This window comes from Variovorax sp. Varisp41 (assembly GCF_047325085.1).
Lineage (GTDB): Bacteria > Pseudomonadota > Gammaproteobacteria > Burkholderiales > Burkholderiaceae_C > Variovorax.
In genome coordinates this window covers 3,383,611-3,398,833 of the sequence record NZ_CP168540.1, presented here as the reverse complement: position 1 = coordinate 3,398,833, position 15,223 = coordinate 3,383,611, and the positions used below count along the sequence as shown (strand labels likewise).

The 15,223-nt window shown below is 71.9% G+C and carries 14 protein-coding genes; 7 read left to right on the top strand and 7 right to left on the bottom strand.

Annotated features, from left to right (window positions below; all coding sequences use genetic code 11):
- Nucleotides 1-91 precede the first annotated feature (91 nt).
- Both ACEN9J_RS15775 and ACEN9J_RS15770 read left to right on the top strand, forming a co-directional pair.
- A complete protein-coding gene (locus ACEN9J_RS15775; protein ID WP_413761473.1) occupies nucleotides 92-1,345 on the top strand; it encodes a putative DNA modification/repair radical SAM protein in 1,254 nt (417 codons plus the stop codon).
- 11 nt (nucleotides 1,346-1,356) lie between these two features.
- Nucleotides 1,357-2,799: a UdgX family uracil-DNA binding protein gene (locus ACEN9J_RS15770; protein WP_413761472.1), complete on the top strand. Its 1,443-nt coding sequence runs from the start codon at nucleotides 1,357-1,359 to the stop codon at nucleotides 2,797-2,799.
- 5 nt (nucleotides 2,800-2,804) lie between these two features.
- On the opposite strand, the gene ACEN9J_RS15765 is transcribed toward ACEN9J_RS15770, so the two are convergent.
- Nucleotides 2,805-4,631, bottom strand: coding sequence for a hybrid sensor histidine kinase/response regulator (locus tag ACEN9J_RS15765; protein WP_057598958.1), 1,827 nt, complete (start codon nucleotides 4,629-4,631; stop codon nucleotides 2,805-2,807).
- 200 nt (nucleotides 4,632-4,831) lie between these two features.
- On the opposite strand from ACEN9J_RS15765, the gene pyrC reads away from it, so the two are divergent.
- From pyrC to ACEN9J_RS15740, 5 genes are all read left to right on the top strand, one after another.
- Nucleotides 4,832-5,863, top strand: coding sequence for a dihydroorotase (gene pyrC / locus ACEN9J_RS15760; protein ID WP_413761471.1), 1,032 nt, complete (start codon nucleotides 4,832-4,834; stop codon nucleotides 5,861-5,863).
- Nucleotides 5,860-6,696, top strand: coding sequence for an NYN domain-containing protein (locus ACEN9J_RS15755; RefSeq protein WP_413761470.1), 837 nt, complete (start codon nucleotides 5,860-5,862; stop codon nucleotides 6,694-6,696). The genes pyrC and ACEN9J_RS15755 overlap by 4 nt, the downstream gene beginning before the upstream one ends.
- 11 nt (nucleotides 6,697-6,707) lie before the next feature.
- Entirely contained in the window at nucleotides 6,708-7,460 is a 753-nt protein-coding gene (locus tag ACEN9J_RS15750; RefSeq protein ID WP_413761469.1) for a DUF3025 domain-containing protein, read from the top strand.
- 182 nt (nucleotides 7,461-7,642) lie between these two features.
- Nucleotides 7,643-8,515: a protease HtpX gene (htpX, locus tag ACEN9J_RS15745; RefSeq protein ID WP_057593941.1), complete on the top strand. Its 873-nt coding sequence runs from the start codon at nucleotides 7,643-7,645 to the stop codon at nucleotides 8,513-8,515.
- Nucleotides 8,516-8,624: 109 nt separating this feature from the next.
- Nucleotides 8,625-9,086, top strand: a complete 462-nt coding sequence (locus tag ACEN9J_RS15740; RefSeq protein ID WP_413761468.1) for a DUF4304 domain-containing protein — start codon at nucleotides 8,625-8,627, stop codon at nucleotides 9,084-9,086.
- Between the two features lie 10 nt (nucleotides 9,087-9,096).
- On the opposite strand, the gene ACEN9J_RS15735 is transcribed toward ACEN9J_RS15740, so the two are convergent.
- From ACEN9J_RS15735 to tehA, 6 genes are all read right to left on the bottom strand, one after another.
- On the bottom strand, nucleotides 9,097-10,083 hold the full coding sequence (locus ACEN9J_RS15735) for a ProQ/FinO family protein (RefSeq protein WP_057593939.1): 987 nt from the start codon (nucleotides 10,081-10,083) through the stop codon (nucleotides 9,097-9,099).
- 71 nt (nucleotides 10,084-10,154) lie between these two features.
- Entirely contained in the window at nucleotides 10,155-10,781 is a 627-nt protein-coding gene (locus ACEN9J_RS15730; RefSeq protein ID WP_057593938.1) for a flavin reductase family protein, read from the bottom strand.
- Between the two features lie 23 nt (nucleotides 10,782-10,804).
- Nucleotides 10,805-11,374 carry a VUT family protein gene (locus ACEN9J_RS15725; protein WP_413761467.1) on the bottom strand — a complete coding sequence of 190 codons (570 nt, stop codon included), beginning with the start codon at nucleotides 11,372-11,374 and terminating at the stop codon, nucleotides 10,805-10,807.
- Between the two features lie 7 nt (nucleotides 11,375-11,381).
- Nucleotides 11,382-13,028: an NAD(P)/FAD-dependent oxidoreductase gene (locus ACEN9J_RS15720; RefSeq protein ID WP_261211417.1), complete on the bottom strand. Its 1,647-nt coding sequence runs from the start codon at nucleotides 13,026-13,028 to the stop codon at nucleotides 11,382-11,384.
- Nucleotides 13,029-13,123: 95 nt separating this feature from the next.
- The gene (cysK, locus tag ACEN9J_RS15715; protein ID WP_208508927.1) at nucleotides 13,124-14,044 is read right to left on the bottom strand and encodes a cysteine synthase A; all 921 of its coding nucleotides are present in this window, start codon (nucleotides 14,042-14,044) and stop codon (nucleotides 13,124-13,126) included.
- A 69-nt stretch (nucleotides 14,045-14,113) separates the two neighbouring features.
- Complete coding sequence (tehA, locus tag ACEN9J_RS15710; protein ID WP_413761466.1) at nucleotides 14,114-15,124, bottom strand: dicarboxylate transporter/tellurite-resistance protein TehA; 1,011 nt, start codon at nucleotides 15,122-15,124, stop codon at nucleotides 14,114-14,116.
- Between the last annotated feature and the right edge of the window lie 99 nt (nucleotides 15,125-15,223).

Sequence of the window (15,223 nt, the reverse complement as noted above, 5' to 3'; positions counted from 1 at the left end):
GACCCGCGCGCATGGCCGGAGGGCCGATGGGGCGGCGAGACGGTTAACATCTGTATAAAAATACAGTGTTTCCAGCCCGCCTGCCCATCTCATGGACCTCCAGCGCAAGCTCGCCATCCTGGCCGATGCCGCCAAGTACGACGCCTCGTGCGCGTCGAGCGGCTCGCAGCCGCGCGACTCGGTGGGCGGGCGCGGCATCGGCTCGACCGAGGGCATGGGCATCTGCCACAGCTATGCGCCCGACGGCCGCTGCATCTCGCTGCTCAAGGTGCTGCTGACCAACCACTGCCAGTACGACTGCCTCTATTGCGTGAACCGCGCCTCGAGCAACGTGCCGCGCGCGCGTTTCCGCGCCGACGAGGTGGTGCAGCTCACGCTCGACTTCTACCGCCGCAACTGCATCGAGGGGCTGTTCCTCTCGAGCGGCATCGTCAAGTCGCCCGACCACACGATGGAGCAGGTGGTCGAGGTCGCGCGCTCGCTGCGCGAGGACCACGACTTCCGCGGCTACATCCATCTCAAGACCATTCCCGATGCCAGCGACGAGCTGATCGCGCGCGCCGGCCGCTATGCCGACCGGCTCAGCATCAACGTCGAGATGCCGACCACCGAGGGCCTGCGCTCGCTGGCGCCCGAGAAGGACGAGAGCGCGATCCGCCGCTCGATGGCGCGGCTGCGCTTGCAGATCGACGACACGCGCGAGGAGGCGCGCCGCGTGGTGCCGATCCGCGCGCTGCCGGGCGCGGCGCCCGTGGCCGCCAAGCCGCCGCCGTTCGCGCCCGCGGGCCAGAGCACGCAGATGATCGTGGGCGCCGACGCCACCGACGACCGCGCCATCCTCGCGACCAGCGCCACGCTCTACGGCGCCTACCGGCTGCGCCGCGTCTACTACTCGGCCTTCAGCCCGATCCCCGACGCGGCGCGCGCGCTGCCGCTGGCCGCGCCGCCGCTGCTGCGCGAGCACCGGCTCTACCAGGCCGACTGGCTGATGCGCTTCTACGGCTTCGAGCACGGCGAGATCGTGGCCGAGCGCGACGGCCTGCTGCGGCTCGACGTCGATCCCAAGATGGCCTGGGCGCTCGCGCATGCGGAGCGCTTCCCGGTCGACCTCAACCATGCGCCGCGCGAGCTGCTGCTGCGCGTGCCGGGCCTGGGCGTGAAGGCGGTCGATCGGCTGCTGCAGGCCAGGCGCGTGCGCCGCGTGCGCGCCGACGACCTGCGCCGGCTGCACGTGCCCGCGCGCAAGGTGCTGCCCTTCGTGGTGGCCGATGGGCACCGGCCCGCGGCCGGGGCGATGGCGGCGTCGGCGCGCGCCGAGCCCGCGCGGCAGGCCTCGCTGTTCTGAGCGCCATCGCGATGCAGGTGCGGCTCGACGACGCGGTCGACCTCGACGGTTTCCGGCGCCGCGCGCGGCAACTGCTGGCCGACGGCGTGCCGCCCGAGCGGGTCGAGTGGGGCGTGGCGCGGTCCGATGGCGGAGAGGGCCTGTTCGGCGATGCGCCCGAGCAGGCGATCGCACCGCCGACCGCGGCGTTGCAGCCCGTGCCCGCGGCTTTCGTCGCGCTGTGCGCCGACGTGATCCTGCACCGCGATCCCCAGCGCTTCGCGCTGCTCTACCGCCTGCTCTGGCGCCTCGCGCACGAACCCGCGCTGCGCCACGATCCGCTCGACGCCGACATGATGCGGGCGCAGCGCATGGCCAAGGCGGTGCACCGCGACATCCACAAGATGCGCGCCTTCGTGCGCTTCACGCAGGTGACGGACGACGACGGGCTCGAGCGCCATGTCGCGTGGTTCGAGCCCGAGCACCGCATCGTCGAGGCCAATGCCGACTTCTTCGCGCGCCGCTTCGCGCAGATGCGCTGGGCCATCCTCACGCCCGAGCGCTGCGTCGAATGGGACGGCCATGCGCTGTCGTTCCGCGCGGGCGCCGACCGCCGCGAGAAGCCGCCGCCCGATGCGGGCGAGCAACTCTGGCTCACCTACTACGCCCACATCTTCAATCCCGCGCGGCTCAAGTTCGCGACCATGCAGCGCGAGATGCCGCGCCGCTACTGGCACAACCTGCCCGAGGCCGCGCTGATCCAGCCGCTGGCCGACGCGGCCGACGCGCGCAGCCAGTCGATGATCGAAGCGCCGGCCACGCCCGCGCGGCGCATCCGCGCGCCGATGGCGCTGCACCCGCTTCCGGCCGAGGGCGCGATGCCGGCCGACCTCGGCGAACTGCGCGCGGCCGCCCATGCCTGTCGCGCCTGCCCGATCGGCGCGCACGCCACCCAGGCCGTGTGCGGCGAAGGGCCGCTCGCGCCGCGCCACATGCTGGTCGGCGAGCAGCCCGGCGACCAGGAGGACCTCGCGGGCCGGCCCTTCGTCGGCCCGGCCGGCCAGCTGCTCGAGCGCGCGATGGCGCAGCTCGGCTGGGCGCGCGAGGGCGTCTACCTCGCCAATGCCGTGAAGCATTTCAAGTACGAGCTGCGCGGCAAGCGGCGCATCCACAAGACGCCGGGGCAGCGCGAAGCCGAGGCCTGCGCCCATTGGCTCGATGCCGAGATCGCGCTGGTGCGGCCGCAGTCGCTGGTCGCGCTCGGTGCCACGGCGGCGCGCGCGCTGCTGGGCCGGCCGGTGGCGGTGCAGGCCGAGCGCGGCGCCTGGCTGCACGAGCGCGCGGACGGGCGGCCGGTGTTCGTCACGCTGCATCCGTCGGCGCTGCTGCGGCTGCCCGACGCGGAGCGCGAGGCGGCCCAGGCGCGCTGGCGCGAGGAGCTGGCCCGCGCGCGCGACACGGCGCCCGTGGCCTAAGGGGATCAGGTGCCGGGATCTTCCGCGCGGCGTTCGGCCGGCACCAGCTCGGCCATGGCCTGCATCAGCATGGCCGCGGTCACCGGCTTGAACAGCACCGGCACGCCCGAGGCGCGCACGCGCTGCAGCCGCTCGGGCGCGGTCTCGCCGGTGATCAGCAGCATCGGCGCGTCGAGCCGGAAGCGCTCGCGCAGCCGCAGGCCGAGCTCCAGCCCGTCGACGCCGCTCGACAGCCGGTAGTCGCACAGCAGCAGCGCGACCGGCGGGTCCTGCGCCGCGGGCCCGGTCAGCAGGGCCACCGCCTCGGCCTCGTCGGCCACCGCCGCGACCTCGATGCCGTAGGCGCTCATGAGCTCGGTCATGGCCTTGCGGATCTCCTCCTCGTCGTCGATCAGCAGCACGCGGCCGCGCAGCGCCGGCACCTCGAAGCGCTGGCGCACCGGCAGCTCGAGGTCCTGCGGACTGAAGGCGCCCGCCGAGCCTTCCGAGGCTTCGGCCAGGGGCAGCACGACCCGAAAGCGCGTGCCGCGCCCGATGTGGGAGCGCAGCTCGATGCGGTGGCCGAGCAGGCGCGAGAGCCGCTGCACGATCGACAGGCCGATGCCCAGGCCGCGCGAGCGGTCGCGCCCGAGGTTGTCGACCTGGTAGAACTCCTCGAAGATGCGGTCGCGCTGCTCGGGCGCGATGCCGATGCCGGTGTCGCGCACCTCGATCCACGCCTGGTCGCCGCGCGGGCGCGCGATCACCGTGACGCCGCCCTGCGTCGTGTACTTGAGCGCGTTGTCGACCAGGTTCGACAGCATGCGGTAGAGCAGTTGCGGATCGCTGTGGATCCACAGGCCGCTGGCGCGCACGCGCAGCTGCAGCCGCTTGCGCTCGGCCTGTGCCGAGAAGGTGTGGTGCAGCGGGATCAGCAGGGCATCGAGCGACAGCGCGCGCGGTGCCGCCTGGACCACGCCCGCGTCGAGGCGCGAGATGTCGAGCATGGTGTCGAGCGAGGCGCCCAGCGCATCGACCGCGCGCATCAGCCGCTCCACGTTCTGGATCTCGGGCCGCCGCCGCAGCGTGCTGCCCAGCGCCGCGCCGAACAGCGCGATCGCATGCATGGGCTGGCGCAGGTCGTGGCTGGCGGCGGCCAGGAAGCGGGTCTTCTCGGCGCTCGCGCGCTCGGTGGCCGCGACCTGCTCGCGCAGCTGGGCGGCCAGCGCCTCGTTCTCGAACTGCAGGATCAGCGAGGCCGTCAGGCGCTCGTTCTGCTTCACGCCCTCGCGCAGCGTGAGCACCAGGTTGAGCAGCGCGAAGCCGGCCAGGAACCAGTTCAGCATGTGGCCGTACCAGACCAGCGCGGCGATCAGCCCGCTCATCATCGGGATGCCGTAGCCGAACATCGCGCCCTTGAGCGGCCAGCGCGCCTGCACCGCGCGGGTCCAGCTGCCCATGATCACGACCGTCACGAAGGTGGTCATGGCGGGGCTCTGCAGCGCCACCAGGAACAGGCTGGCCGGCGCGGTCACCGTGCTGACCAGCGTGACGTGGACGGTGTAGCGGCGCGCCCAGCGCGGGCTGTCGGCCAGCGGCACCTCGGGCGTCCAGCGCTTCGACAGCAGCACGTACAGGTCCATCAGCACGATGGCCGAGACGATGCCCAGCACCAGCGCGCGGTGCTCGGGCAGCACGTTGAAGTAGCCGAAGACGCCGATCGCGAGCGCGAAGACGCCGTGCGCCGCGATCGCGGTCGTGTGGCCGGCATAGACCGAGGCCAGGTGCTCGCGCAGCACGCGCAGCTCGAGCGTGGCGTCCCGTGCCAGGCGTCCCGGCATCGTGTCTTTCATCAAGCAGTCTCCCCGCGGGGTGGTTCCCCCGTCTCGCGTTCGCGGCCCGGCCGGGCCCATGGCCGGCTGCCGATGGTGCCCGCCGGCATGGTCATCGGCGCATCCTAGGCGGCCCCCTCGCCCCATGGTAAGTGCCCAAAGTCATGCCCGGCCCGGGCGTCCACACGGTGCGTGAGGGCGGGTGCGACAATCGCCGCGCCATGACTGACACCCTCACGATCACCCGCCCCGACGACTGGCACCTGCACGTGCGCGATGGCGCCGCCCTCGAAGCCGTCGTGCCCCACAGCGCGCGCCAGTTCGGCCGCGCGCTGATCATGCCGAACCTGCGTCCCCCCGTGACCACCGCGGCCCAGGCCGTGGCCTACCGCGACCGCATCCGCGCCGCCGTGCCCGAGGGCAGCGGCTTCGAGCCCGTGATGTCGCTCTACCTGACCGACAAGCTGCCGCCCGAGGAGATCGCGCTGGCCGCCGAGGCCGGCGTGCGCGCGCTCAAGCTCTATCCGGCCGGCGCCACCACCAACAGCGATGCCGGCGTGACCGACATCCGCAAGACCTACAAGACGCTCGAGGCGATGCAGAAGCACGGCCTGCTGCTGCTGGTGCACGGCGAGGTCACCGATCCCGCGATCGACCTGTTCGACCGCGAGGCCGAGTTCGTCGATCGCGTGATGATTCCGCTGCGGCGCGACTTCCCCGAGCTCAAGGTGGTGTTCGAGCACCTGACCACGAAGGAGGGCGCCCACTACGTGCGCGACGCCGGCCGCTTCACGGCCGCCACCATCACCGCGCACCACCTGCTGTACAACCGCAACGCCATCTTCACCGGCGGCATCCGCCCGCATTACTACTGCCTGCCGGTGCTCAAGCGCGAGACCCATCGCGTGGCGCTGGTCGAGGCCGCCACCAGCGGCAGCGACCGCTTCTTCCTCGGCACCGACAGCGCCCCGCACCCGGCGCACCTGAAGGAACACGCGCTGGGCTGCGCCGGCTGCTACACCGCGCTGACCGCCATCGAGCTCTATGCCGAGGCCTTCGACAACGCCGGCGCGCTCGACAAGCTCGAGGGCTTCGCGAGCTTCCACGGCCCCGACTTCTACGGCCTGCCGCGCCATGCCGACAGCGTCACGTTGAAGCGCGAGAGCTGGACCGTGCCCGAGACCGTGCCTTACGGCGATGCCACGCTCAAGCCGCTGCGCGGCGGCGAAACCATCCACTGGAGACTCGCATGACCCCCACGCTGTGCGTGATGCTGCTGATCGACGCCGACAACGTCTCGGCCGATGTGATCGAGCAGGCCGTGCAGCGCACGATGGACGAGTACGGCGCCATCCACGTGCGCCGCGCCTACTGCAATGCCGAGATGGCCGTGAACCGGCAGGCGCTGTTCAAGCGGCTGTCGGTGCGGCCGATGGTCAATCTCTCGGCCGGCAAGAACAGCACCGACATCGCGCTGTCGGTCGACGCCATCGACCTCGCGATCGCCGAGCGGCCCGACGTGGTGGTGCTGGTGTCCTCCGATTCCGACTTCGCGCCGCTGGTGATCCGGCTGCGCGAGAAGGGCTGCCGCGTCTGCGGCATCGGCCAGCAGGGCAAGACGGGCGAGGAGACGGTCGGCATCTACGACAGCTTCATGGACCTCGCGCACCACGGCGTGGCGCCGGCCGCGCGCACCGTGCCCGCCAGGAAGACGGCGGCGAAGAAGGCCGCCGCGAAGACCGCGCCGGCCAAGAAGGCGCCGGCGAAGAAGGCGGCCGCCAAGACCGCGAAGAAGACGGCGGCCAAAAAGGTGGCGAAGGCCGCGGCGCCGGCACCCGTGGCCGCCGTGCCGGTGCCGCCGCCCGCGCCCGAGATCTCCGAGGCCGCCGAATTCGTGCTGCGCGCCGTGCCCGCCCTGCGCGCCGGCACCGACGTGCCGCTCAACGAGGTGGCGAAGGCGCTGCGCGAGGCGGGCCTGCTCGGCAAGAACGGCAGCTCGCTCAAGCTGTTCGACAAGCTCACGGCCGAGTTCAGGCACACGCAGCATCCCGACCGCATCCGCTGGACGGGCGCGGACGCCGCCTGATCCTGCCGGCGATGGCGGGCACGGCCGCGATCGACTGGACCCGGCCCTGGCTCGCGCCCTACCGCGCGCAGGGCGAAGCGGCGGCCAGTGCCATCGCGCAAGGCCTGCCGGTGGCGCGGGCGCTGCAAGGCGCGGGGCCGCCGGGCTTCGTGCCGCAGCATGCGCTGCCCGCGGGCCGGGCCTACGAGGCCCACGTCTTCGCGACCGGCACCGTGCCCACGCGCGACAACCTGCACGACTTCTTCAACGGCCTCGTGTGGCGCGCCTTTCCGCGGGCCAAGCGCCGTCTCAACGAACTGCAGGCCGCGGAGATCGAACGCGCCGGCGTCGGTGCCACGCGCGGGCCGCTGCGCGACGCGCTCACGCTGTTCGACGAGAACGGCGCGCTGCTCGAGGCGCCGCCCGAACTGTGGCGCGCGCTGGCGGCGCGCGACTGGCCGGCGCTGTTCGTCGCGCGGCGCGGGCTGTGGGAGCAGGCGCGGCTGCGCGTGTTCGGCCATGCGCTGCTCGAGAAGCTGGTGGCGCCGCGCAAGGCCGCCACGGCGCACGTGCTGCTGACCGAAGGCATCGATGGGCTGGACGACGAGGCGCTCGCGCGTCGCCTCGACCCTGCCTGGCTCGCCGCCAAGCCCTTCGTGCCGCTGCCGGTGCTCGGCGTGCCGGGCTGGTGGGCCGGCAACGAGGCGCCCGATTTCTATGCCGACGCCCAGGTCTTCCGCCCCGCGCGGCCGGCCGCCGAATCCCCCGCGCCAGGCCCCGGATAGCGGGCTGCTAGAACTTTTGCTCCTATCATCTGTCTACCCGCCTGCCGCCGCACGGCCGCGCGCGACGCCTTCCTCCAGAACCAACAACAACCCAGGCAGGGAGGCGAACGCGGCAGGAACGGCTTGAAGCGGGCCGCAAGGCCCTCATCTGGTCGGCAGCGTTCCCCCACGGAGAATTCAACTTGAAACGTATCCTTCTGTTCGTCCTGACCAATGTGATGGTCGTCGCGGTGCTCGGCGTGGTCGCCAGCCTGCTCGGCGTCAATCGCTTCCTCACGGCCAACGGGCTGAACCTCACGGCCCTGCTCGGCTTCGCGCTGATCATGGGCTTCGGCGGCGCGATCATCTCGCTGCTGATCAGCAAGCCCATGGCCAAGTGGACCGCCGGGCTGCAGATGATCGACAACCCCCAGACGCCCGACGAGGCCTGGATCGTCGGCACGGTGCGCAAGTTCGCCGACAAGGCCGGCATCGGCATGCCCGAGGTCGGCATCTTCGAGGGCGAGCCCAATGCCTTCGCGACCGGCGCGTTCAAGAATTCCTCGCTGGTGGCGGTGTCCACCGGCCTGCTGCAGAACATGACGCGCGAAGAGGTCGAGGCCGTGATCGGCCACGAGGTGGCCCACATCGCCAACGGCGACATGGTCACGATGACGCTGATCCAGGGCGTGATGAACACCTTCGTCGTGTTCCTCTCGCGCGTGATCGGCTACGCGGTCGACAGCTTCCTGCGCCGCGGCGACGACCGCTCCTCGGGCCCCGGCATCGGTTACTACGTGAGCACCATCGTGCTCGACATCGTGCTGGGCTTCGCCGCCGCGATCGTCGTGGCCTGGTTCTCGCGCCAGCGCGAGTTCCGCGCCGATGCCGGCGCCGCCGCGCTGATGGGCAACCGCCAGCCGATGGTCAACGCGCTCGCGCGCCTGGGCGGCCTGCCGGCCGGCGAACTGCCGAAGGCGGTCGAGGCGATGGGCATCACCGGCGCCATGGGCAAGCTGTTCGCCACCCACCCGCCGATCGAGGAGCGCATCGCGGCGCTGCAGAACGCGCGCTGAGAGCGACCTCGGAACATGCCTCGAGGCATACGGCCGCCACCTTCGGGTGGCGGCTTTTTTCATGGTGCTTCTACACTGCGGCCCCCTCGATTCTCAGGAGTGCCGCACCATGTCCAAGTCGCCCAGCCAGCAGATGTCCGCCGCGCTCAAGGCCGTCCTGGTGCCCGTGTTGAACGAGAGCGGGTTCGACGGCCGCTTTCCGCGCTATCGGCGCGACCGTGCCGAGGTGCTGCATTTCATCAGCATGCAGTACGACAAGGCCGGTACTTCCTTCTTCCTCGAAGCCGCGTGGCAGCCGCCGGGCGACAAGATGACGAGCTGGGGCGAACTGGTGCCGCAGCGCGACCTGCTGCTCGAGCACGCACCGCTCGAGAACCGCGCGCGGCTGCAGCAGGTCGGCGGCCTCAGCAGCCAGCCGTCCGACTGGTTCTCGTACGCGGGGCGGGGCGACGATGCCGCGGGTTACCGGGCGGTCGCCGCCACGGTCGCCGAGTTGCTGCCGCAGGTCGAGGCCTGGCTGGCGCGCGGCGAGGTGGGGCCGAATCTCTCGCCCTACGGCGCGATGCCGTAGGGCCGGGCGCTCAATCCGCGGAGGGCGCGGCTTCCGGAGCGGGCGCCGCCGCCTCGGGCGCAGCCACGGTTTCTGCTTGCGCCACCACCGCCGCAGCGGGCGCCGGTGCCTCGCGTTCCTTGCGCGCGCGCTGCAGCGTGCGCGTCACCTCGCCGGGCTTCATGCCGTACATGTCGGCGAACTCCTGCTCGCCGCGGCCGCTGGCCTCGAAGGCGCGCAGCAGGGCTTCGCGCTTGGCGGCCTGCGCCGCCAGTTCGGCCAGCGCCTCGTCGACCACGGCATTGGCCTTCTCGTCGCGCGAGCGCACGAGCACGGCGTAGGCCTCGCGGTCCAGGCCCGAGCTCTCGATGGCGCGCGCGATGCGCGCCACCAGTTGCGGGCGCAGGTCGCCCTCGGTGCGCTGCGAGCGGCGGCGGTGCAGCTCGAGGATGGCGTGGTGCACGTGCTCGGGCGCGACCGGATCGAGCGCGTTGCCGTCGAGGTCGTGGCGCGGATGGCCGGCGGCCACGCTCTCGAGGTAGCGCGTGGAACGCGCATGCTGGCCCATCGCGACCTTGAGGTCCTCGGCCTTGAAGTCCTCGGGATGGCGCGCGAGCAGGTCCTCGTAGACGCCGAGCTTCAGCGGCACGAAACGCGCGCCGAACAGCTGCGGATAGAGCTCGAACAGGCGCTCGAGCACCGGGTTGACCTTGCGCGCCGGGCGCTCGGGCTGTTGGGGCTGCGCCTGGGCCTGCGGCTGGCGCTGCGGCGCGGCGCCCTGCGGGCCGCGCGGGCCCTGGCCGCGCTGCGGCCGCTGGGGCTTGCGGCGCGGGTTGTTGTCGCGCTGCGCCTGGCCCTCGGGGCGAGCGCCGGCCGCGGGCGCGGCTTCGGTGCCGGGCTCCTGCGCGGCATCGGCACCGCCGCGCAGTTGCTGCAGCTGGGAGGCCAGGTCCGGGCGAGGGCCACGCGGCTTGTTGCGCGGATTCGTCTTCGGGGCGGTGGTGGGGGCGTCGGTCATGCTCGGGATTCGGCGCGGGGCGCGAAGTCGGAATTAGGGGTTGGAAGTCGGTGGGCGGCGCGCGGTGCGCGTCAGCGGGGCCGGAACATCTTGAACAGATTGTCGTGCCGAATCTCGAAATAGTCGGCCGGGCCGCCGCCGCGCAGGATCGGCTGCGCCGCGGCGGTGTCGTAGATGCCTTCGCGCAGCAGTTCGCGCGCGATGTGCACGCCCACCACTTCGCCGAGCACCAGCCAGGTCTCGATGGCGCGGCCGTCGGCGGCCTGCAGCTGCACGATCTGCGTCAGTCGGCATTCGAAGGACACCGGGCTCTCGGCCACGCGCGGCACCGCGATGCGGCGCGAGGGCGCGGGCGTGAGCCCGGCGAGCGCGAACTCGTCGACCTCGGGCGGCACAGCGGCGCAGCTCTGGTTCATCGGCTCGGCCAGCGGGCGCGTGGCGAGGTTCCAGCCGAACTCGCCGGTCTCGCGGATGTTGCGCAGGCTGTCCTTGGCCGTGATGCTCGCGAAGCCGACGATCGGCGGCGTGTAGTTGAAGCCGTTGAAGAAGCTGTAGGGCGCGAGGTTGAGCACGCCCCGCGCATCGCGCGAGGAGATCCAGCCGATGGGCCGCGGGCCGACGATCGCGTTGAACGGATCGTGCGGCAGGCCGTGGCCCAGCGCGGGCTCGTAGAAATGGAAGCGGTCGTCGTCCTGCATGGAAGGGATCCCGGGTTCTTCGGTCAGCGCAGGGCCGGGCGCATCGCCTGGCGGCCGATCAGCAGGCGGAACGGCAGCAGCATGAACACGCCGACCGCGAGTTTCACGCCGAGGTCGCCGAGCGCCCAGGTGAGCCAGGGGCCCTCGGTGCCCGCGAAGGCGATGCCCCAGAACACGATGCTGTCGAGCACCGCCGCGACCACGGTAGCCACCAGCGGCGCGTGCCACCAGAGGCCGCGGCGCAGGCGGTCGAAGACGCGGATGTCGAGCAGCTGCGAGGCGATGAAGGCGCTGCCCGAGGCCAGCGCGATGCGTGCCGGCGCGAGCAGCAGCGACACCGCCACCGCCACCGCGAAGCCGATCCAGGCCACGCGGCGCGCCATGCCGGGGCCGAAGCGCCGGTTGACGAGGTCGCTCACGAGGTAGGCGACCGGGTAGGTGAAGGCGCCCCAGGTCAGCCAGTCGTTGATCGCGAACTGCACCAGGATGTTGGAGGCGAGCACCACCAGCGCCATCGCGCCGATGGCGAGCGCGAAGGCGCCGGTGCCCGGTCGTGCGAAGGCGAGGGGAGCGCGGTCGTGCGTCGTCGGCATGGCGTTCTCAGACGGCGGCGGTGCGCTGCCGTTCGGCCTCGGCCCGCAGTCCGCGCGCCACGGCCTCCGCGACCTTGATGCCGTCCACGCCGGCCGACAGGATGCCGCCCGCGTAGCTCGCGCCCTCGCCGGCCGGATAGAGGCCGCGCACGTTGAGGCTCTGGAAGTCCTCGCCGCGCGTGATCTTGATCGGCGAGGAGGTGCGCGTCTCGACGCCGGTGAGCACCGCGTCGTGCAGGTCGAAGCCCTTGATCTTGCGGCCGAAGGCCGGGAAGGCCTCGCGCATCGCCTCGATCGCGAAGTCGGGCAGCGCGCGGTGCAGGTCGGTCGGCGTCACGCCGGGCTTGTACGAGGGCATCACCTCGCCGAGCTGGGTGGAGGGCTTGCCGGCGATGAAGTCGCCCACCAGTTGGCCCGGCGCGCGGTAGTCGCCGCCGCCGAGCACGAAGGCGTTGGACTCGAGCGCGCGCTGCAGCGCGATGCCGGCCAGCGGACCCTCGGGGTAGTCGCGCGGGTCGATGCCCACCACGATGCCCGCGTTGGCGTTGCGCTCGGCGCGCGAGTACTGGCTCATGCCGTTGGTGACCACGCGGCCCGGCTCGCTGGTGGCCGCGACCACCGTGCCGCCCGGGCACATGCAGAAGCTGTAGACCGAGCGGCCGTTGCTCGCGTGGTGCACCAGCTTGTAGTCGGCCGCGCCCAGCATCGGGTGGCCCGCATGGCGGCCCCAGCGCGCGCGGTCGATCAGGCCCTGCGGATGCTCGACGCGAAAGCCGATCGAGAAGGGCTTGGCCTCGATGTGCACGCCGCGCTCGTGCAGCATCGCGAAGGTGTCGCGCGAGCTGTGGCCGAGCGCCATCACGACGTGGTCGGCGCGCAGCTCGTGGCTCCGGCCGGTGGCCTGGTCGAGCACGGTGAGGCCGCGCAGCTGCCCATCCTCGATGCGCACGTCGGTCACGCGCTGCTCGAAGCGGATCTCGCCGCCGAGCGCCACGATCTGCTCGCGGATGTTCTCCACCACCTTCACCAGCTTGAAGGTGCCGATGTGCGGATGCGCGACGTAGAGGATCTCGGGCGGCGCGCCGGCCTTCACGAACTCCTCCATCACCTTGCGGCCGAGGAAGCGCGGGTCCTTGATCTGGCTGTAGAGCTTGCCGTCGGAGAAGGTGCCGGCGCCGCCCTCGCCGAACTGCACGTTCGACTCGGGGTCGAGCACGCTCTTGCGCCACAGGCCCCAGGTGTCCTTGGTGCGCTGGCGCACGGTCTTGCCGCGCTCCAGCACGATCGGGCGCAGGCCCATCTGCGCCAGCATCAGCGCCGCGAAGATGCCGCAGGGGCCGAAGCCGATCACCACCGGGCGGCTCGCGCCCGCGGGTACGTCCGCCGGCAGCGTGTGGCGCATGTCGGGCGCGTTCTGGATGTGCGGATGGCCGGCGTGCTTGGCGAGCAGCGCGGCCTCGCGTTTCGCGTCGGCGAGCGCCACGTCGCAGATGTAGACCGTCAGCAGTTCGGCCTTGCGGGCATCGAAGCTGCGCTTGTAGACGGTGTGGGAGGCGATCGCCTCGGGCGGCACCTCGAGGGTGCGGGCGATCAGCGCGGCCAGCGCCTCGGGCGCATGGTCGAGCGGAAGTTTGAGTTCGGAGATTCTCAGCATGTCGTGGGGCTTGTGGTTATCAAGCAGGCCGACGATTTTACGCGTTGGGCCGCTATCAAAGGGATAGCTGGCCGCAACGCGGGGAAGCGAGGGGATCAGGCGGGCAGGAAGCCTTCGACCGACAGGTAGCGCTCGCCGGTGTCGTAGTTGAAGCCCAGCACCACCGCGTTCTCGGGCAGCGAGGGCAGCTTCTGCGCGATGGCCGCCAGCGTGGCGCCCGAGGAGATGCCCACCAGCATGCCTTCCTCGGTGGCGCAGCGGCGCGCCATCTCGCGCGCGGGCTCGGCATCGACCTGCAGCACGCCGTCGAGCAGCGCGGTGTCGAGGTTCTTCGGGATGAAGCCGGCGCCGATGCCCTGGATCGGGTGCGGCGCGGGCTGGCCGCCCGAGATCACGGGCGAGGCCACGGGCTCGACCGCGAACACCTGCAGCTTCGGCCACTTCTTCTTGAGCACGCGCGCCACGCCGGTGATGTGGCCGCCGGTGCCCACGCCCGTGATCAGCACGTCGATGCCCTCGGGGAAGTCGGCCGCGATCTCCTCGGCCGTGGTGCGCACGTGCACCTCGACGTTGGCCGGGTTGTTGAACTGCTGCGGCATCCAGGCGCCGGGCGTGCCCGCCACGATCTCCTCGGCGCGCGCGATCGAGGCCTTCATGCCGCCCGCGCGCGGCGTCAGGTCGAAGGTGGCGCCGTAGGCCAGCATCAGCCGGCGGCGCTCCACCGACATGCTGTCGGGCATCACCAGGATCAGCTTGTAGCCCTTGACGGCCGCGACCATCGCCAGGCCGATGCCGGTGTTGCCCGAGGTGGGCTCGACGATGGTGCCGCCGGGCTTGAGCGCGCCGCTCTTCTCGGCGTCCTCCACCATCGCGAGCGCGATGCGGTCCTTGATCGAGCCGCCGGGGTTGGCGCGCTCGGCCTTGATCCAGACCTGCTGCTTCGCGTTGCCGAACAGGCGCTGGATGCGCACGTGCGGCGTGTTGCCGATGGTCTGGAGGATGTTCTGGGCCTTCATGGATGGAATCTCCTTGGATGCGTTCGGTTCGATGGGTGTCGCGACGACAGAACGCATTGTGAGGACCTTTCAGCGCGAAGGTGTTGCAACCGGCACGCCCGGCAGCAGCCGGCCGCGCACCAGCAGCGCCAGGGTGCGCGCCACGAGCAGTCCGATGATCGCGTTGGCGGCCACGAACAGCAGCGGCGCGAGCCAGCGCACCGGCCCCGTGGCGCCGGCCGCCACCAGCCGCATCGCGAGCGTCGGCAGCGCGCCCACGCCGAAGCTGAAGGCCCAGTAGCCGGGCGTGAACGACTGGCGCGAGATCCACGGCAGCAGGCGCAGCAGCAACAGGGCCTGGTAGAGGCCGTAGCCCAGCAGGATCTGCGCGAACAGGTCGGGCACGCCGCCATTCACCGCGAGCCAGGTGCCGCCGCCGACCACGGCCGGCGCGAGCTGGATGCCCAGCAGCGGGCGCTGCGCCTCGGGCAGCGGCTCCTGCGTGGCCGCGCGGTGCAGGATCAGCGATTCGAGCGCGAGCCACGAGAACAGCCCCGCGCCGAAGAACAGCAGGCCCAGCTGCGGCCAGCCGAAGGCCGCGGCCGCGGTGCCGGCAACGAAGTTCTGCGCCACGGCCGGCAGGTAGATCGCGGGCGTGACCGAGGCCGGCGCGCGGCCGCCCTGCCAGGTGCGGCCATAGAGCCGCAGGCCGAGCGCGAGCTGCGCCGTGACCGCGAGCGCGAACACGGCCAGCGCCACCGGGCGTGCGTAGGGCAGCAGCGCGACCGCCGCCAGCATGCTGGCCACCGGGCCCAGCGCCGCGAACGACGACTGCACCGGGTGCTCGAGCTCGGCGCGCGCCTCGTCGGGGTGGCGCAGCCACTTGGCGGCGTAGAGCGCCAGCAGCACCAGCCAGACAGCGATGCCGGCCCAGGTCAGGGCCTGCGCGGCCTCGGGTGGCAGCTGCCACAGCGGCGTCGCCACGCGCCAGGCCGCGGCCAGCGCGAGCAGGCCGACGGCGATGCTGAAGAAGGAGACGGGAATCGGGCCGCGGGCCGATGCGGCGGCCGGTGCGGCGGTGGGGGCGAGATCGGAAGTCATTCGGTTCACCTCGTGGAAGTCGGTGAATGAACTGTAGGCCTGCGTGCTAGGATTTTGAATGCCGATCCGGCTGAAAAAATTGCTCCAACGTCTCACACC